At 52.9% G+C, this 16,964-nt stretch carries 17 protein-coding genes; 8 read left to right on the top strand and 9 right to left on the bottom strand.

The features are described 5' to 3' along the window. Window positions 1-2: 2 nt before the first annotated feature. Window positions 3-1,799: a translation elongation factor 4 gene (gene lepA / locus H8693_RS08450; RefSeq protein WP_249280600.1), complete on the bottom strand. Its 1,797-nt coding sequence runs from the start codon at window positions 1,797-1,799 to the stop codon at window positions 3-5. Between the two features lie 321 nt (window positions 1,800-2,120). On the opposite strand from lepA, the gene H8693_RS08445 reads away from it, so the two are divergent. Then, complete coding sequence (locus tag H8693_RS08445; RefSeq protein ID WP_249280599.1) at window positions 2,121-2,741, top strand: lactate utilization protein; 621 nt, start codon at window positions 2,121-2,123, stop codon at window positions 2,739-2,741. A 496-nt stretch (window positions 2,742-3,237) separates the two neighbouring features. Here the strand turns inward: H8693_RS08445 and H8693_RS08440 are convergent, their stop codons facing one another. Further along, on the bottom strand, window positions 3,238-4,404 hold the full coding sequence (locus H8693_RS08440; RefSeq protein ID WP_249280598.1) for an iron-containing alcohol dehydrogenase: 1,167 nt from the start codon (window positions 4,402-4,404) through the stop codon (window positions 3,238-3,240). Window positions 4,405-4,690: 286 nt separating this feature from the next. Here H8693_RS08440 and H8693_RS10750 point away from each other — a divergent pair, with 286 nt between their 5' ends. After that, window positions 4,691-5,065, top strand: a complete 375-nt coding sequence (locus H8693_RS10750; protein WP_178620960.1) for a MerR family transcriptional regulator — start codon at window positions 4,691-4,693, stop codon at window positions 5,063-5,065. Between the two features lie 432 nt (window positions 5,066-5,497). Here the strand turns inward: H8693_RS10750 and H8693_RS08430 are convergent, their stop codons facing one another. The 5 genes from H8693_RS08430 to H8693_RS08410 all read right to left on the bottom strand — a co-directional run bounded on the left by H8693_RS08430 (window position 5,498) and on the right by H8693_RS08410 (window position 9,435). After that, window positions 5,498-6,292 (bottom strand): HAD hydrolase family protein, encoded by a 795-nt coding sequence (locus H8693_RS08430; protein ID WP_249280597.1) that lies wholly within the window; start codon window positions 6,290-6,292, stop codon window positions 5,498-5,500. Window positions 6,293-6,483: 191 nt separating this feature from the next. Next, complete coding sequence (locus tag H8693_RS08425; protein WP_249280596.1) at window positions 6,484-6,987, bottom strand: SEC-C metal-binding domain-containing protein; 504 nt, start codon at window positions 6,985-6,987, stop codon at window positions 6,484-6,486. A gap of 14 nt (window positions 6,988-7,001) precedes the next feature. After that, on the bottom strand, window positions 7,002-8,213 hold the full coding sequence (locus H8693_RS08420; protein ID WP_249280595.1) for an NADP-dependent isocitrate dehydrogenase: 1,212 nt from the start codon (window positions 8,211-8,213) through the stop codon (window positions 7,002-7,004). 30 nt (window positions 8,214-8,243) lie between these two features. Continuing rightward, window positions 8,244-8,594 carry a DUF4870 domain-containing protein gene (locus tag H8693_RS08415; protein WP_249280594.1) on the bottom strand — a complete coding sequence of 117 codons (351 nt, stop codon included), beginning with the start codon at window positions 8,592-8,594 and terminating at the stop codon, window positions 8,244-8,246. A 199-nt stretch (window positions 8,595-8,793) separates the two neighbouring features. Continuing rightward, window positions 8,794-9,435 (bottom strand): hypothetical protein, encoded by a 642-nt coding sequence (locus H8693_RS08410; RefSeq protein ID WP_249280593.1) that lies wholly within the window; start codon window positions 9,433-9,435, stop codon window positions 8,794-8,796. 222 nt (window positions 9,436-9,657) lie between these two features. On the opposite strand from H8693_RS08410, the gene H8693_RS08405 reads away from it, so the two are divergent. Beyond that, a complete protein-coding gene (locus H8693_RS08405) occupies window positions 9,658-10,962 on the top strand; it encodes a peptidylprolyl isomerase (protein WP_330605744.1) in 1,305 nt (434 codons plus the stop codon). 47 nt (window positions 10,963-11,009) lie between these two features. On the opposite strand, the gene H8693_RS08400 is transcribed toward H8693_RS08405, so the two are convergent. Further along, on the bottom strand, window positions 11,010-11,834 hold the full coding sequence (locus H8693_RS08400; RefSeq protein ID WP_249280591.1) for a metallophosphoesterase: 825 nt from the start codon (window positions 11,832-11,834) through the stop codon (window positions 11,010-11,012). Window positions 11,835-11,850: 16 nt separating this feature from the next. Continuing rightward, on the bottom strand, window positions 11,851-12,681 hold the full coding sequence (locus tag H8693_RS08395) for an HAD family hydrolase (protein ID WP_249280590.1): 831 nt from the start codon (window positions 12,679-12,681) through the stop codon (window positions 11,851-11,853). Between the two features lie 142 nt (window positions 12,682-12,823). Here H8693_RS08395 and H8693_RS08390 point away from each other — a divergent pair, with 142 nt between their 5' ends. The 5 genes from H8693_RS08390 (at window position 12,824) to fumC (ending at window position 16,956) form a co-directional block, all read left to right on the top strand. Then, complete coding sequence (locus H8693_RS08390) at window positions 12,824-13,126, top strand: DUF6034 family protein (protein WP_330605749.1); 303 nt, start codon at window positions 12,824-12,826, stop codon at window positions 13,124-13,126. A 135-nt stretch (window positions 13,127-13,261) separates the two neighbouring features. Further along, a complete protein-coding gene (locus tag H8693_RS08385; RefSeq protein ID WP_249280588.1) occupies window positions 13,262-13,786 on the top strand; it encodes a discoidin domain-containing protein in 525 nt (174 codons plus the stop codon). 149 nt (window positions 13,787-13,935) lie between these two features. After that, window positions 13,936-14,607 (top strand): redox-sensing transcriptional repressor Rex, encoded by a 672-nt coding sequence (locus H8693_RS08380; RefSeq protein ID WP_249280587.1) that lies wholly within the window; start codon window positions 13,936-13,938, stop codon window positions 14,605-14,607. After that, window positions 14,604-15,551, top strand: coding sequence for an L-lactate dehydrogenase (locus tag H8693_RS08375; protein ID WP_249280586.1), 948 nt, complete (start codon window positions 14,604-14,606; stop codon window positions 15,549-15,551). The genes H8693_RS08380 and H8693_RS08375 overlap by 4 nt, the downstream gene beginning before the upstream one ends. Before the next feature lie 28 nt (window positions 15,552-15,579). Further along, complete coding sequence (fumC, locus tag H8693_RS08370) at window positions 15,580-16,956, top strand: class II fumarate hydratase (RefSeq protein WP_178621714.1); 1,377 nt, start codon at window positions 15,580-15,582, stop codon at window positions 16,954-16,956. Window positions 16,957-16,964: the final 8 nt, after the last annotated feature.

Here is a 16,964-nt window from a genome sequence, read left to right as displayed (position 1 = left end):
GTTTAGTCCAGCTTCAGCACGCTCATAAAGGCTTCGGAGGGCACCTCTACGCTCCCCACCTGGCGCATCCGCTTCTTTCCTTCCTTCTGCTTTTCCAGCAGCTTTTTCTTCCGGGAGATATCGCCGCCATAGCATTTGGCCAGAACGTCCTTGCGCATGGCTTTGACGGTTTCCCGGGCGATGATCTTTCCGCCGATGGCTGCCTGAATGGGCACCTCAAACATCTGCCGCGGGATGACCTCCTTGAGCTTCTCGGCAATGCTGCGGCCCCGGGCATAGGCCCGGTCCTTATGGACTATGAGGGCGAGGGCGTCGCAGATATCGCCGTTGAGCATGATATCCAGCTTGACCAGTTCGCTTCGCTGATAGCCCTTTAGTTCATAGTCCATGGAAGCATAGCCCCGGGTTTTGGATTTCAGAAGATCGAAGAAATCATAGATGATCTCATTGAGCGGAATGTCATAGTGCAATACCACCCGATTTGCCTCCATATATTCCATGTTGCGGAAATTCCCCCGCTTTTCCTGGCAGATTTCCATGACCGCCCCCACATAGTCGTTGGGCGTCATAACCGAAACGTCCGCCACCGGCTCTTCCATATATTCGATGAGAGCCGCTTCGGGCAGGTTGGAGGGATTATCCACCATCAGCATTTCCCCGTTTGTCTTAACCACCTTATAGCTCACGCTAGGCGCCGTGGTCACCAGATCCAGGTCAAATTCCCGCTCCAGCCGCTCCTGAATGATCTCCATATGGAGAAGTCCCAAAAAGCCGCAGCGGAACCCAAAGCCCAGGGCTACGGATGTTTCGGCCTCAAAGAGCAGGGAGGCGTCGTTCAGGGAGAGCTTTTCCAGCGCATCCTTCAAATCGTCATACTGCGCCCCGTCTGCCGGATAGATGCCGCAGAACACCATGGGCGTGACCTTTTTATAGCCGGGCAGCGGCTCTGCCGCCGGACGGCCTGCCAGGGTTACCGTATCGCCCACCCGCGTGTCCGCCACGTTTTTAATGCTGGCGGCAATATAGCCCACATCTCCCGCTTTCAGTTCCTTCACCGGGCAGAAGGACGGCAAAAACACGCCGGTTTCCGTCACCTCGTAGTTCTTGCCCGTCGCCATAAACCGGATGGTATCCCCGGGCCTTACGGTCCCCTCCTTTACCCGGACATAACTGATAGCACCCTTATAATTATCATAATATGAGTCAAAGACCAGGGCCCGCAAAGGTGCAGATTCGTCCCCTTGGGGCGCGGGCAGATAGTCCACCACCGCATCCAGCACTGCCTCAATGCCGATCCCGGCCTTGGCGCTGATGCGCGGGGCTATGCTGCAGTCCAGTCCGAGAACATCCTCAATTTCCTGACAGACCTCGTCCGGCCGGGCGGAGGGCAGGTCAATCTTGTTGATCACCGGGAGGATCTCCAGATCGTTGTCCATGGCCAGGTATACATTGGCCAGCGTCTGGGCCTCGATGCCCTGGCTGGCGTCTACCACCAGAATCGCTCCCTCGCAGGCCGCCAGCGACCGGGAAACCTCATAGGTAAAGTCCACATGCCCGGGAGTATCGATCAGGTTCAGCGTGTATTCCTCCCCGTCCTTTTCATAAAACATGCGCACAGCCTGGGATTTGATGGTAATGCCCCGCTCCCGTTCCAGATCCATCTGGTCTAAAAGCTGCTCGGTCATATCCCGCTTGGAAACCGTGCCCGTCATCTCGATGAGACGGTCGGCCAGCGTGGATTTCCCATGGTCGATATGCGCGATGATGCAAAAATTCCGGATTTGTTCTTTTCTGTCCATCCATTCCTCCAAAGGCGGAAATCCGCCCGTTCTTCCCTTATCTTTCGTCTATTAGTTTAGCCAAAACCGGATAAAAAAGCAATCCATTTCTTTGGACCTGCCGGATTTGCCGCATATGCGGCAATCTCCCCTCTCCTTTGTTTTCTTTTTCATTTTTCTATTGCTTTTCATCCAGGCCCGGCAAGGCGCTCCATGATTCTGCAAAAAATTTCTGCGCCGCCCTCGGTTTTTTTAATTAAATTTTTAAAGGATGGCTCTATTCTTTTTTTGTAAAATATTGTATACTGTTGGCATCAGCAACAAGCACAGGAGGAAGGAAAGATGGATTATACCGCTTTTATGGAAACTTTGCGAAAAAAGGGCTATACCCCCTATTTCGTCAAAACCTCGGCAGAAGCCAGGGATCTTGTCATGAATGAGCTTTTGAAGGGCGTCAAAACCCTGGGCAAGGGCGGCAGCGTCACTTTGCAGGAAACCGGCATCTGGGACGCCCTTTTGAACCAGGATGAAATCACCCTCTATTCCACGACGCTGGCCGCCATGCGGGGCGAAAGCAAGGAAGATGCTCTGCAAAAGGCCATGTTTGCCGACTGCTATATCTGCTCGGCCAACGCTATTACCCTGCAGGGCGATATCGTTAACATTGATGGTGTGGGCAACCGGGTGGGGGCGCTCATCTATGGGCCGAAAAAATCCATTCTCGTTGTTGGCCGCAACAAGATCTGCAAGAACTATGGCGAGGCCATCGCCCGGATCAAGCGGGAGGCATGTCCCAAAAATGCCGTCCGCAACAAGCATCCCGAGCTTCCCTGCGCCCAGACCGGAAAATGCGGCAACTGCGATCTCCCCGCGCGGATGTGCAAGATTACTTCCCGTATGGAATATGCCTTGCCCGACCGGGAAGTGCATATCGTCCTGGTGGATGAGGATCTGGGGTTTTAAACTGCCGTTAAAAAAGCAGGCAGAAAAATTTTATACAGAGTTCCTTCGCTTCCGAATGATTCGAATATGCAGGGGGCGAGAGGAACTCTGCTTTTTTTGCATTTCTTTCGTATCAGCTAAAATTGCGTAAAAACAAGGGATTGCGTTAGTGTTCCGAGAATACCGGATATACGAGTCGCTGGTTCTTCAGCAGATAAATGACGCACAGGAAATTTTTTCTCTAAATACCTGTTTTTTTATGTATGCTCCCCCCCTTTGATCCGAAAGAATGTCTCTTTTTTCTGGTCCATTCGGCAGGCGGTGCTTATTTTTCCCACGGACCACTGGATTTACTTTTTTATTCTGAATAACAGCATCCCCTTTTTTCGCATGCGGTGGCTGGGTCCTGCTTGTTGCACATTCTGACTGCTGAATGCAAAAAACTCAGCCTCCCAAAATTCTTTTTCACTTTTTCTAGAAAAGGAAACCCGGCACAACAGTGCCGGGTTTCTTTCTTTTAAAAGCAGGCCTTATAAATTTTCAAAACATCGCCGGCGTTCAAGGGCACATATACGGTATCTCCTCCCAGGCTCTTTGCCGCTTTCTGCGCCATGATCTCCAGCTTATCCTCCGTGATCCCCACTTCCCGCAGCGTCTCCGGAATGCCCCAGCTCCGGAAAACCTCCCGGGTCTTCCGGATCGCCGCGCGGGCAATCTCATATTTTTCCAGTCCCGCATCGATTCCAAAGACATTTACGCCGTATTCTGCAAATTTGTCCACCGTATTGTCAGACAAAACATATTCCATCCAGGCGGGTGTCAGAATCGCCAGGCCCACGCCATGGGTGATATCGAAAAAGGCGCTCAGCTCATGTTCCATGGGATGCACGGTCCACGGGCCGCGCTTGCCATAGCCGATCATATCGTTGATTCCCCAGGATGAAGCCCACATGAGGTTGGCCCGGGCCTCATAGTTTTCCGGCTGTTCCAGGGCAATCGTCCCATAATGGATGCAGGTTTTCAAAAGCCCTTCGCAGAAGCGGTCCAGCATATAGAAATCCTTTTCCGGGGAGAAATAGGTCTCCAGCACATGGGACATGATATCTGCCGTCCCCGAAGCCGTCTGGTATTTGTTCACGCTGAAAGTATAGGTGGGGTCCAGGATGGAAACCTTGGGCCGCATCTCGGGAGCGGCCAGGAACAGCTTGTCGTTTGTCTCCATGTTGGAGATCACCGCGCCGCAGTCCATTTCCGATCCCGTGGCCGCCAGTGTCAGAACTGTCATCACCGGCAAAAATTTTTCAGGTTTTGCCTTTTTGATGAGAAGGTCCCAGGAGGGGCCGTCATAGAACGTCGCACAGGAAATCACCTTGGAGCAGTCGATGGTGCTTCCGCCGCCCACCGCGACGATCACATCCACGCCGTTTTCCCGGCAGAGCTTCGCCCCTTCGTCCACGCTGGTATGCCGCGGATTCGGATCCACACCCGAAAGCTCCACCCATTCGATGCCATTTTCGCGGAAACCCTTTGTAATCGTGTCATAGAGACCGTTTTTCCGGATGCTCCCGTGGCCATAGACCAGCAGAACCTTGTTTCCGTATTCCTTCACCGCCTCCGGCAGCTTCTCAATCTGCCCCTTGCCAAAATGCACCTTTGTCCCGATGTCATACGTAAAATTATACATATTTCCTTCATCCTTTCCTTCTTTTTTTCAAATCTCTTTGGACAATTATAACTATACGCATTCGAGTCACTATAAGTCAAGTAAAAAATACTTATTAACCTGCTTCGTCGCTCCGGTCGGCCCAGGGCGGAGGACAAATGCCGCCCGCGGGAGCCAGCTTTTTGCTGCACACAGCCATGGGCGCATCTCCATCGTTTTGAGGCAATTTTGTCTCTATAAATCACGGCATAAATATGGTATACTATTAAAAATAAAATTTGCAGACCATAAAGGAGAATTTATTTTCGTGTATACCATTCATCAGGCAGCAAAATTGGTGGGCTTATCCCCCTATTCCCTGCGGTATTATGAAAAGGAGGGACTGATCTCCCATATTTCCCGGGATTCCCGGGGCGTGCGCGCCTATAGTGAGGAGGACATCAAAAACATCCAGCTCATCGTCTGCCTGCGCGGCACGGGCATGAGCATCGCCCAGATCCACGACTACCTTGCGCTCTGCCAGGAAGGCGACGCCACTCTCTCCGTCCGCCGCGAGATCATCAAGCGCCAGGAGGAGGTCACTCTCCGCCAAATCGACGCTCTGCAGCAGCAGTTGGAAACTATCAAAAAAAAGGTCGCTTATTACGACGCCCTTCTTGCGCAGAATAACCAAAGCACATAAACTGTTTCTATGCAGAAATTGTTTCTGCCTCTTCTTTTTTCAGAATAAAGGAAAGAATCATTCGGCCCTGCTGAGTTCCATGGGCGCATCTTTGCAGCACAGGACTTCTTGTATTCTCCCGCGTATTTTCCGCCAATCCATGGCAAACGTGCATTTCGCAGAAACACGGGGGGCTCTTCTGAAAAACAAAATAATGCGGCTTATGGAAGTATCTGCGGACGCCATGCCGGGAAATCTGCTGGCCGGATTGATCCATCTGCTTGTCTATCGCCGGCAGATACTATAGATATCGGGCCAGGCCGCTGCATTCTCGTTTTTCAGCCGCCGGATTATTTTTGCTGCGTGTATTTTCTCTTCGGCTCCCGCTATACGACAAGGAACCGCGCCCATTTAATTTCCAATATAAAAGGCCCGTGGGGGCCTCTTTTTGTTTTATTCCTCTCCCATGGCCATGGCAAATGCTCTCTGCATTCCTCCATGAACCGGCGAAGGGACAATATGCCCGCAGCAGGCTTTGACAGCCTCCATGGCGTCCTCGGGTGCAAAGGAGGTTCCCGCCAGCTTCAGCATAGGCAGATCGGTCATGGAATCTCCCGCGGCAAAAAACTCTCCCACCGGAATTTTCATAATCTCCGCCAGCTTTTTCATGGCGGCATCCTTCCCGGCCCGGCTGCTGACCACTTCGGTAAAATGGCGGCTGGCAAAGGCAAATTTATATTCCTCGCCGGAAAATACCTCCCGGCCCAAAGCCTCCAGCTCCCGGATATCGTCCCCGGCAATCACCAGCTTCAATATCTCGCCTTTTACATCCTCCAGGCGGTATTCCGGCCGCCCTATAGCCTCCTCCACAACACCGTACTGCCGCTGCCGCTCATTCAGGCGCAGGTGATAGATCTCGGTTTCCGTGCAGACCTGCATGCCGGCTCCCGGGTATCTCTCCAGGACCCAGGCAATCCGCTCCCGGATATCCCCCTCCATGGGCTGGGTCCAAACCGCCCGCTTCTTTTGAAAATCGTAAAGCTCTGCTCCTGTTAAAAGAATGGAAGGCGCATTGACGCCCAAAAGCCCGGCAATACCCTCCGCCGACGCCAGAGAGCGCCCGGTGCACAGGCAGAGCCATCCCGTCTCCGCAAACTTCCGGGCCGCCTCCGCAACCGCCTCCGGAATGCTTCCGCGTCCCTTCAGCAGTGTTCCATCAATATCCGATAAAAAAATCCGTTTTTTCATATGCCACCCTGCCGCATCCCCGCCGGCATCCTTTCCACGGGCGATTATAACAAAATCCCGCATAAATGGCAAGAAATCTGCCAGACGCCCTCCTGTTTCTTCCATCGGCATTTCCCCTTATAAAAAACAGCGGATCTTTGCCATCCGCTGTTTTTATCTCATTCTCTGTCCTTGCGCTGCAAAAAAAGCTCTTATGCGTTTGCTCCGCAGCACTTCTTATATTTTTTCCCGCTGCCGCAGGGACATGGATCGTTGCGGCCCACAGTCTTTTCACTGACCGCCTGGCCGGAAAGCCGCCATTTTTTGGTCAGCTCACGGCGCGTCTCCTCCGAAAGGATATCTGCCCATTCCGGGAGCGTATAGAGCCATTTTGCTTTGGCGTCCAGCATGTTATAGAACAGCTTTTCAAAATCTACATTGAGGGAGATCTCGCTCTCCTCGGTGAGAGAATCCAGCTCATAGCCCTCTTTGAGGCTCTCGTTGATCCCGTCCATAAAGCCCGCAAAAACCACGTCCGTCATGCCGAATTCCTTTGCCAGCTCGGAGAGCTTTCCGGAAAACACCGTGTCCTTGTTGGCCAGAATCTTTTTATAGTTCTCGGTTTCCGCATTGAAATATTCGCTCCAGAAAGCGGCCTGCGCCTGCTGGGTCTGCTGCATATTGGCGAGATCTTTCCATTGTTCATATAAGCTCATTTTTCTTGTCCTCTTCAGTTATATTTTTTCTCTAATCTCTTCCGGATCTCCCGGATAAAGTCCACTGTATTGACGGCTTTGACATTGTCAAGCTCGGTGAGCAGCGCCAGGTCTTTGGTCATAACGCCCTCTTCGATGGTAGCGATGCTGGCCGCCTCCAAATCGTCGGCAAACTGCATGAGCGCCGCATTTTTGTCCATCTCGCCCCGCTTGCGGAGGGCGCCGCTCCAGGCAAAGATGGTGGCCATGGAATTGGTGGACGTTTCCTCGCCCTTCTGGTGCCGGTAATAGTGCCGGGTCACCGTGCCGTGGGCGGCTTCATATTCATAATAACCATAGGGCGAAACCAGCACAGAGGTCATCATGGCCAGGCTGCCGAAAGCCGTCGCCACCATGTCGCTCATAACGTCGCCGTCATAGTTTTTGAGGGCCCAGATAAACCCGCCCTTGGAGCGGATGACCCGCGCCACAGCGTCGTCGATGAGGGTATAGAAATATTCAATCCCCAGCTCCTCAAATTTGGCCTTAAACTCGTTTTCATAGATCTCCGCAAAGATATCCTTGAAGGTATGGTCATATTTTTTGGATATCGTGTCTTTTGTGGAGAACCACAGATCCTGCTTTGTATCCACGGCAAAGCTGAAGCAGCTGCGGGCAAAGCTGGAAATGGAATCCACCGTGTTATACATGGAAAGGGCAATGCCGCCGTTTTCGTTATAGGAATACACAGGCAGGCGGGTCTCGCCGTTTTCATCTGTCACCACCAGTTCCACCTTCGCGCCGCCGGGCACCTTTGCCTCGGTATCCTTATACACATCGCCAAAGGCATGACGGGCAATGGTAATGGGGGCTTCCCAGGTCCGGACCGAAGGATGAATTCCCTTGACCAGAATCGGCGCCCGGAACACCGTTCCATCCAGCATGGCGCGGATGGTGCCGTTGGGACTTTTATACATTTCTTTCAGGTTATATTCCTTCACCCGGTCGGCATTGGGCGTGATGGTGGCGCACTTTACGCCGACACCGTATTTTTTAATGGCGTTGGCTGCGTCCACCGTCACCTGGTCGCCGGTAGCGTCCCGATGGGGCAGGCCCAGGTCATAGTATTCCGTGTTCAGCGCGACAAAGGGTTCCAGCAGCTCTTTTTTGATTTCCTGCCAGATAATGCGCGTCATTTCGTCTCCGTCCATCTCCACGAGAGGCACGGGCATTTGAATTTTTTCCATATTCCTTTTCCTCTTCTATTGCAAAAATAATTAGTAGCTTCCTTTGTAGGCCATTTCATAAAAGAACGGGATGGTCAGGATCGAACCGTTCAGGGCCTTGATCAGTCCCACCAGCATGACGAACACATAGAGGATATACATCACCCAGATAATCACGCTGAAAAATGCCCCGATGAAAGGTATGGAGGCCAGCAGCCCCAGAATGATATGCACCAGAACAACAGCAATGGCCACATAGAGCGTCTGCAAAGCATGCAGGCGGATCTCCCGGTCCTTATAGTCAAAAATTAAAAACAGCAGGCTCCCGGCCAGCGGCAGCAGGTAGATCAGCACATAGACAAGATTCAAGCTCATTCCCAAACTGGATTTTCGATTGTTCATTTTCTGCTATCCTTTCGTGATTTGCCGCAAGCGTCGGTTTCTTTTTAAAAGAGGCCCCCGCAGCCATTTTTCTTATTTTACCATAGTTCCCCCCATTTTCAAACACCTGTCCGCAAAAAAACAAAAAAACGGGGGACAGCTCCGCCGTCCCCGCGTCCTTTCCCGTCTGCTTTCTATAGCCGCCGGGTTCTTTTCTATCCTATATTTCTCCCTCTTCGGGCTGTCCGCCGGCTTCTTCGGCCGCCTCTTCTTCCTCTTGGGCGGGTTCGCCCTCTGCTCCGGCGTTTTCCTCCGGTTCCTCTTCTTGGACAGAACCACGATTCTCCGCCGACTCCGTCTTTTTTCCGGCGTCCGCAGCCTGTTCCTTCACGGCATCATGCAGCTTCAAAAGGAAATAAGCGCCGCCTGCCGCCTCAAAGATGACAGCGATGGCCAAATTCGTCCATCCGGTAGCCAGTCCCTCCCATGCCACCTGGATTCCATCCCCCAGAAGGGAGAAATAAGCGGCAAAAGCATTTCCTCCAAACTGCCCCTCTGCATAAGCGGCCATCGTTTCTGCGCCAACCGTCTCGTTCACGGCTATCATACCCGAGGCAACCAGATAGGCGGCAAAGCCAACCGCCAAAACAAACGCGATATAGATAAGGTAGGCTCCCCGGCCGTTTTTTCCGTTCATTCCCGTGTAGCCCAAATAGACGAGAAGCGCCAGCACAAAACCAAAGCTCAGATGCAGGTTCCCTCCAACAAAATAGGCCACAATGCACCATGCCGCAAATCCGGCCAGCGCACCTACAAACGCCCCCAGAGCGCCTTTTCCATATGTCGCACGTTTTTCATTCATAAATTTTGCTTCTCCTTTTTTGCACACTGCGGTGTGCCAGATTCCGCTAACTGCTGCTTATCTAACCTGTTTTTATTGTACCCCACTTTCCTCTTTCTGTAAATCCCGGCTCTTTGCCTTTTCCATAAACTCTGGTATACTGATAAATATGTGATCCATGGAGAGCGCCATGTTTCTTTCCCTCTCCACATGTTGTTCACAAATCTATCATAATTTTATGTTATGATGGAAAAAATATTTGTTAGAACTGGAAAGGCAGGAACATTCATGAAAAAATACGCGGGCATCATTGCCCTGCTGCTGGCTGTCGCCATGCTGTTCGGCGCCTGCAGCGCCACAACTGGAGATGACGATATTCTGGCAAAGGTCGGCGACCGAGAGATCTCCCTTTCGGACTTCAATATGTTTTCGGATTTTTATCTGAGCCTCTATGGCATTGATACTTCCGATACCAGCGAAGACACCCAGAGCACACTGAAATTTATTCAGGCCAGCCTGCTCTATTCCCTCATCAACAATGAGGTTGCCATTGTACAGGCGGAAAAAGAGGGCCTCACCCTTTCGGACGAAGAAAAGGCGGAAGTGGAAGAATACGTGGAGCAGACCATGGAAGAGGGCCGCACGACCTTTGAAAGCCAGGCAAAAGAGGAAAATCCCGATGCCACGGAGTCCGAAATCGACCTGCTGGTTACTACCATGATGACGGAAAACGGCTATATTGAAGAGAGCATCCGGCAGTCCCAGACGGAGAGTGCCCTGCTCAACAAGATCTATGCTTCCGCAACCGAGGGGGTCTCGATTTCGGATGACGAGCTGCAAAAGGGATATGACGAAAAGGTAGCCTCTGCCAAAGAGACATATGATGCCGATCCGGCGTCTTATGAAAACGAGGCAACCGAGGCCTATTCCACCATCTATTACGTTCCCCAGGAGGCCCGCCGAGTCCAACAGATCCTCATCGGCATTTCCGACGAGGATCAGGCCCAAATCGATGAACTGACGGCAGACGGGAAAACCGAAGAGGCCGACGCCCTTTTGCAGGAAGCTCTCGCCAAGATCAAGGGAGATGCCGAGAGCGTTTTGGGCCAGATCAGCGACGACGGCTCGAATTTTGAAGATCTCATGAAGGAGCATTCCGACGACACCTCCTATGAGCAGTATACCGCCGGCTACTATGTCGTGGATTCTGAGGATTCCATGTATGAAAGCAATTTCAAGGATGCGGCCTTCGATTTAAAAAATGTAGGCGACGTCAGCGGCCTGGTGCCAACGGATTATGGCTATCATATTCTCCGTCTGGAGGAGATCATTCCCGCCGGCGCAATTCCCCTGGATTCCGTCAAGGCTGAGCTCACCGAAGAGCTTTTGGCTTCCAAGCAGGAAACCACATTTATTCAGATGATTGAGGAATGGAAGAAGGATATCAATATCGAGCTTCATCTCGATCTTATCGACATGACGCAGGAGGAATATGACTCCATCGTTTCCGGAGAAGATACTGCCTCTGAGGATGACGCCTCCGAATAAAATATCTTTACCTAACAAAAAGCCCGGGCGTATGCCCCGGGCTTTTTTTATTTTTCCTCGGCTCTTTTGGGTATGATATCGATAACCACGACCTCCGGCCGGTTAAACAGCCGCAGGGGAAACCGGCTGTTTCCCATCCCCCGGCTCACCACCAGGACGCTTCCCTGTTCCCGGTATACACCGCGGTAATACTTGGGAAAAAGCCCCTGTCCCGGGGAATAAACGCCCCCGATCCAGGGAAGGATGAACTGCCCGCCATGGGCATGCCCTGTCAATATCAGATCAATATCATACTCTCGGTATTCTCCGGCAAACCGCTCGGTAAAGTGCGAGAGAAGCAGCTTGAATCCCTCTTTTTGCGAAAATTCCTCCAAAAGCCGGCGGCTTTTCCGGTGATACCCCATCTCGTCCAACCCCAGGATCCAAAGCTCCTGCCCTCCGATTGTATCCCTTCGCATCGCATGCCGGAGCACGACGGCCCCTGCCTGGGCGGCCCGGGCGAAGATCTCCTCCCGATCCCGCCGCCCATACTCATGGTTGCCGCTCACATAGTATATCGGCGCTATCCGGCAGAGCTTTTCCAAAAGGGAGAACATGGGATCCGTCCGCCGGGAAAACCGCCCCACCAGATCCCCCGTAATGACAATCCCGTCCGGGGCCTCTTCCCGGATCATGGCCAGCAGCCGGGCATTGCCCCGCCCGAAACTCCGGGCATGCAGATCCGAAAGGTGAATCAGGCGGAAGGGGGTTTCCACCCGGGAAAAATCCAGGCAGATCCATGTTTTCGTGAGGCCCTTGTTCTGCCACCAGCAGAACAGCACTAATAGCCCGCCGCCCAGCAGCCCCAGGCAAATCCATCCCCAAACCGGCATCTCTTTCTTCCTCCCGTCAGTCCCGCAGCAAAAGCTCCTCAATAGCCCGGGCCACCCCATCCTCGTCAAAGCGGGGCGCAATATAGTCCGCCCGTTCCTTCAGGCAGGGATAGGCGTTCCCCATGGCCACTCGGAAACCTCCCTCGGCAAACAGGGCCAGGTCGTTCTCGCTGTCGCCCATCACCAGCACCTGTTCCTTTTTTAATCCCAGATGCTCCCGGAGAATCCGCAGCGCCGTCCCTTTATTTACATTTTTTTGCATAGTTTCAATGCCATAGGGATGTGCTCTAACTACGAACATATCCGGTATTTTTTCCATCTCTTGACGGATTGCCTCGATTCTTCCCGGCTCTTTGGACAAAATAAAATACTTTTCCCCGGGCTTGCCCGTCTTTTCCAGATATTCCCGCAGATTGGGCACAAGAACCATCTTTTTCACTGCTGCTTCCGCATAGCCTGCCGGCAGTTCGCAGTCATGAATCAATTTCACAGCCTTATGCGTACTGACCAGATCCGTTCCCGAATACAGCTGAAAATAGGTCTGTTCGCTGGCATCCACGATATCCGCCACAGCCAGGGACTGCTCCAGCGGCAAATGCCGGACATAGATTTCCCGCCCGGTCTGCCGATCCATAATCTGGGCGCCGGCCAGGGTGATCATATATCCGTCAGCCCCGACGGCCTCCGCGCCGTGCTGTCCCTCCGCCATCGAGCGCCCCGTCGCCACCACCGCGCGGATTCCCTTCTCCCGTGCCCGGGCAAAGGCTGCCTGCGCCCGGGGCGAAACCGTCTCGTCCTTCTGCATCAGCGTCCCATCCAAATCCACAACAATCAGCCGAATATCCATTGCTTCTTCCTTTCCCTAAATCCCCATTTTACTATAGCATATCTCTCCCGGCTTTGCCATGAAAAAAAGCCAGAAACGTTTTTTCAGAATATTATCCGTCATATCCTTCTGTTGAAGAAAAAGTTTTCCCTTTCAGCCCTCTCTGCTGGATTTTAAGGAAATCAAGCAAAGGTGCCGGGATTTTCTTATGGCGGCAAACATGGAGATTATCGATGCCAGAGTTACGCAGGTACATATCAACGATGTCCGCCTTGGCTGGATGATGGTTCCCCGGCAGGACAGGCAGGATGTCCTGCGGCTTATTCCGGTTTGGGATTTTTATGGATACAACATCGTGGAAAACACACATACCGGAGAAACAGAAAAAGAGGAATATCTTGGCCACAGCCAGCTTACCGTCAACGCTCTGGACGGCAGCATCATCAACCGGATTACGGAATACTAAAGACAAGAAAAGAGAATGCGTCAAAAAAATGACAGAATTTCTGTTTTTTTGCAGACCCCTCCTTGTCAGAACGGAGGGGTCTGCTGTAAAATATATATTATAATGTATACAATATCATAAAAGGGAGGAAATATAATGGAACAGACCTTATTGCCCGTGGGCCTTCGCCGGGATGGTTCTCTCTATACCCGCATCGAATGGGCCAGCCATACCGAGAGCGACCCGAAGCTCTGGGTCGTAAACGTAATCCGGGACGATAACCGGCGCAACGGCGGCACATGGGGCGCCAATACCATGGGGCCTGCCAACGTCGTTCTGAGCTTTTTTGGCGAGGAACAGACGGTCGCCAAAGTCCGGATCTTCCGCAATGTGGGCGTAGATATCAGCGTTCTGGAGGAACTGGCCAAAACTATCCGCATCTATGTGAGCAATACCGATGAACCAGAGGCTTTGCGGACGGCGGAGGACGCCGTCGATTCTGTGCCCTGGACCCTCGTCAAGACTGTGGAAACCGAAAAGGCCGAAGGGTGGCAGGAAGTCATTCTCGACGCTCCGGTTCAGGCCAAATATGTGCGGTTTGAGCTGGTGGAAAATCACGGAACACCCCCGGAAATCCCCTGGACGGAAATCAACGAATTCAAAATCTATCCCCAGGCCTAAAAACCTTATTAATTAAGAAAAATTATATCGATATTTTTATATCGATATAATTTTTTGTATTTGTCATCCGTATATATTTATGATAGTATATAGAAAAATGCGGAATTTGGCGTATTCATGCGTTTTTTCGGGGAAAGGAGTGAGTGCAGATGGAAGTAAAAGGAATATCGCAGGCCATTCTCCGGCGGCTCCCCATTTACCTGACCTATCTCAAATCGCTTCCGCCCCAGGGGCCGGTCCATATCTCAGCCACGGCTATCGCCGCGGCGCTGCATATGGGTGAAGTTCAGGTCCGCAAGGATCTGGCCTCGGTGAGCAAGGCGGGGCGGCCCCGCATCGGCTATATCGTTTCCGAGCTGGTGGAGGATCTGGAGGCCTTTTTGGGCTGCAACGACGTGAGCAATGCCGTCATCGTCGGTGCGGGAAAGCTGGGAAAGGCGCTTCTCGACTATGAAGGGTTTTCGGAATATGGCCTGCATATCGTCGCCGGGCTGGATATCCGGGTCGCCTCGGAGGAAACCACGGCGGGCGGAAAGCCCATTTTCGGGCTGTCTAAAATGGAAGATTTGTGCAAGCGGATGAACATCCGGATCGGCATTCTGACGGTTCCGGCGGATCAGGCGCAGAAGGTCTGCGACCAGATGGTGGAAAGCGGGATTTCCGCAATTTTGAATTTCGCCCCCACACATCTGACGGTTCCCGAGGGCATTCTCGTGCAGAACGAGAACCTGGCGGCGTCGCTGGCTGTGCTGTCCAATCATCTGTTTGAGCAGATGCATAAGGATTCTATAAAAAATACACAAGAGGGAGAGAGTTTATGAGCAAGATTACAATTATCGGAGCAGGTAGTGTCGGCGCCACCATCGCCTACACAATGGTTGTCAACGGAACGGCCTCGGAGATCGTCATGATCGATATCAACGGGGAAAAATCTCTGGGCGAGGCGCTGGATATCCGCCAGGGAACGCCCTTCTGCGCGCCGGTTTCCATCTATGCGGGAAGCTATGAGGACGCCAAGGATTCGGATATCGTCATCCTGACCTCCGGCGTTGCGAGAAAACCCGGCCAAACCCGTCTGGATCTTGCCCAGACCAACGTCAATATCACAAAGACCATCATCCCCCAGCTGGTGAAATATGCGCCGGACGCCATCTATATCGTCGTGGCCAACCCGGTGGATATCCTGACCTATCAGTTCTGCAAGACCTCGGGTCTGCCGGAACACCACATCATCGGTTCGGGCACGATTCTGGATACCGCCCGCCTGCGTTCGCGTCTTTCGGAATACTATAACATCAACCAGCAGAACGTCCATGCCTATGTGTTTGGCGAACATGGAGATACCTCCTTCGTTCCTTGGTCCCTGGCCAATATTTCCAACATTCCGATTACCCAGTACCGTGCATGTCTCAAAGAGGATAAGGAAGTTTTGAGCCCCGAGCTGGTCTACGAAGAAGTGGAAACCTATATCCGCAAGTCCGGCGGCAAAATCATTCAGAGAAAGGGCGCTACTTTCTATGCCGTGGCCGCTTCGGTCGTGCATATCTGCAAGTGCATCTTCTCCGCCACCGACACCACTCTCACCGTCTCTTCCATGATGCACGGGGAATACGGCATTGAGGACGTCTGCCTGAGCACCCTCACGGTTGTCGGCCGGGAAGGCATCAAGGGCAAGCTGGTCGCTCCTCTGAACGAACAGGAACAGGCCCTTTTGAAGAAGAGTGCCGACAGCCTGAAGGACGTTATCAAAAACCTCGATATATAATCTTTTTAGATAAAGGAGAACCAATTCGATGGAATATCGCATTGAACACGATTCGATGGGCGAAGTCAAGGTGCCTGCCGATAAGTATTGGGCCGCGCAGACCGAGCGCAGCCACGAAAACTTCAAAATCGGCGTGGGCATCGAAACCATGCCCCGGGAGATCACCCATGCCTTCGGCATTTTGAAAAAGGCGGCGGCGATCGCTAACCATGCGCTCAAGCCGGAAAAAATGACGGATGAAAAGCTCAAAGCCATTTCGGCGGCCTGCGATGAAGTTATGGCCGGAACGCTCAACGAGCATTTCCCCCTCGTTGTCTGGCAGACGGGCAGCGGCACCCAGTCCAACATGAACGCCAACGAGGTCATTGCCAACCGCGGCAATGAGATCGCCGGCAAGAAGCTGCTGCATCCCAACGACGATATCAATATGAGCCAGTCCTCCAACGATACCTTCCCCACCGCCATGCATATCTGCGCAGTGCTGGCTATCGAGGATAAGCTCTTCCCCGCCCTGGATCTGCTGATCGCCACCTTCAAGCGGCTGGAAGCCGAAAACGAAGGCATCGTAAAGAGCGGCCGCACCCATCTCCAGGATGCCACGCCCATCAAATTCTCCCAGGAGATCAGCGGTTGGCGTTCTTCCCTGGAAAAGGACAAACGGATGCTGGAAATTGCCCTGCCCGAGTTAAAGGAGCTGGCCCTTGGCGGAACCGCCGTGGGCACGGGGCTGAATACGCCCAAGGGATTTGATGTGGAGGTGGCCAAGGCCGTTTCCCAGATCACCGGCAAGCAGTTCGTCACGGCGCCCAACAAATTCCATGCCCTCACAAGCAAGGATGAGCTGGTATTCGCCCATGGCGCCCTGAAGGCCCTGGCGGCGGATATGATGAAGATTGCCAACGACGTCCGCTGGCTGGCCAGCGGCCCCCGGGACGGTCTCGGGGAAATCCACATCCCCGAAAACGAGCCCGGAAGCTCCATCATGCCCGGCAAGGTCAACCCCACCCAATGCGAGCAGGTCACCATGGTGGCCGTGCAGGTCATGGGCAACGACGTGGCCGTGGGCATGGCGGCAAGCCAGGGCAATTTCGAGCTGAACGTATTCATGCCCGTGTGCATCTATAATTTCCTCCAGTCGGCCCGGCTGCTGGCGGAATCCATCGTGTCCTTCAACGACAACTGCGCGGTGGGCATCACGGCCAATAAAGAGAAAATGCACCATAACCTGCATAACTCCCTCATGCTGGTGACGGCGCTCAATCCCTATATCGGCTATGAAAACGCCGCCAAGACCGCCAAGAAGGCATTCAAGGAAAATATCTCCTTAAAGGAAGCCTGCGTTGCTCTCGGGTTCCTGACGGAGGAAAAATTCGACGAGGTCTTCCATCCGGAACAGATGGTCTGACACTGCCC

The sequence above is a fragment of the Guopingia tenuis genome (assembly GCF_014384805.1).
Taxonomy (GTDB): Bacteria; Bacillota; Clostridia; order Christensenellales; family Christensenellaceae; genus Guopingia; species Guopingia tenuis.
The sequence above is the reverse complement of the archived record's forward strand: the minus strand, read 5'-3'. Positions and strand labels throughout refer to the sequence as shown.

Excerpts from the sequence above, each read along its gene's own strand:
- H8693_RS08375 (WP_249280586.1), top strand. The coding sequence starts at position 14,604 with ATGAGCAAGATTACAATTATCGGAGCAGGTAGTGTCGGCGCCACCATC.
- fumC (WP_178621714.1), top strand. The coding sequence starts at position 15,580 with ATGGAATATCGCATTGAACACGATTCGATGGGCGAAGTCAAGGTGCCT.
- lepA (WP_249280600.1), bottom strand. The coding sequence starts at position 1,799 with ATGGACAGAAAAGAACAAATCCGGAATTTTTGCATCATCGCGCATATC.
- H8693_RS08410 (WP_249280593.1), bottom strand. The coding sequence starts at position 9,435 with ATGAATGAAAAACGTGCGACATATGGAAAAGGCGCTCTGGGGGCGTTT.
- H8693_RS08415 (WP_249280594.1), bottom strand. The coding sequence starts at position 8,594 with ATGAACAATCGAAAATCCAGTTTGGGAATGAGCTTGAATCTTGTCTAT.
- H8693_RS08380 (WP_249280587.1), top strand. The coding sequence starts at position 13,936 with ATGGAAGTAAAAGGAATATCGCAGGCCATTCTCCGGCGGCTCCCCATT.
- H8693_RS08430 (WP_249280597.1), bottom strand. The coding sequence starts at position 6,292 with ATGAAAAAACGGATTTTTTTATCGGATATTGATGGAACACTGCTGAAG.
- H8693_RS08445 (WP_249280599.1), top strand. The coding sequence starts at position 2,121 with ATGGATTATACCGCTTTTATGGAAACTTTGCGAAAAAAGGGCTATACC.
- H8693_RS08405 (WP_330605744.1), top strand. The coding sequence starts at position 9,658 with ATGATGGAAAAAATATTTGTTAGAACTGGAAAGGCAGGAACATTCATG.
- H8693_RS08440 (WP_249280598.1), bottom strand. The coding sequence starts at position 4,404 with ATGTATAATTTTACGTATGACATCGGGACAAAGGTGCATTTTGGCAAG.
- H8693_RS08400 (WP_249280591.1), bottom strand. The coding sequence starts at position 11,834 with ATGCCGGTTTGGGGATGGATTTGCCTGGGGCTGCTGGGCGGCGGGCTA.
- H8693_RS08420 (WP_249280595.1), bottom strand. The coding sequence starts at position 8,213 with ATGGAAAAAATTCAAATGCCCGTGCCTCTCGTGGAGATGGACGGAGAC.
- H8693_RS08385 (WP_249280588.1), top strand. The coding sequence starts at position 13,262 with ATGGAACAGACCTTATTGCCCGTGGGCCTTCGCCGGGATGGTTCTCTC.
- H8693_RS08425 (WP_249280596.1), bottom strand. The coding sequence starts at position 6,987 with ATGAGCTTATATGAACAATGGAAAGATCTCGCCAATATGCAGCAGACC.
- H8693_RS08395 (WP_249280590.1), bottom strand. The coding sequence starts at position 12,681 with ATGGATATTCGGCTGATTGTTGTGGATTTGGATGGGACGCTGATGCAG.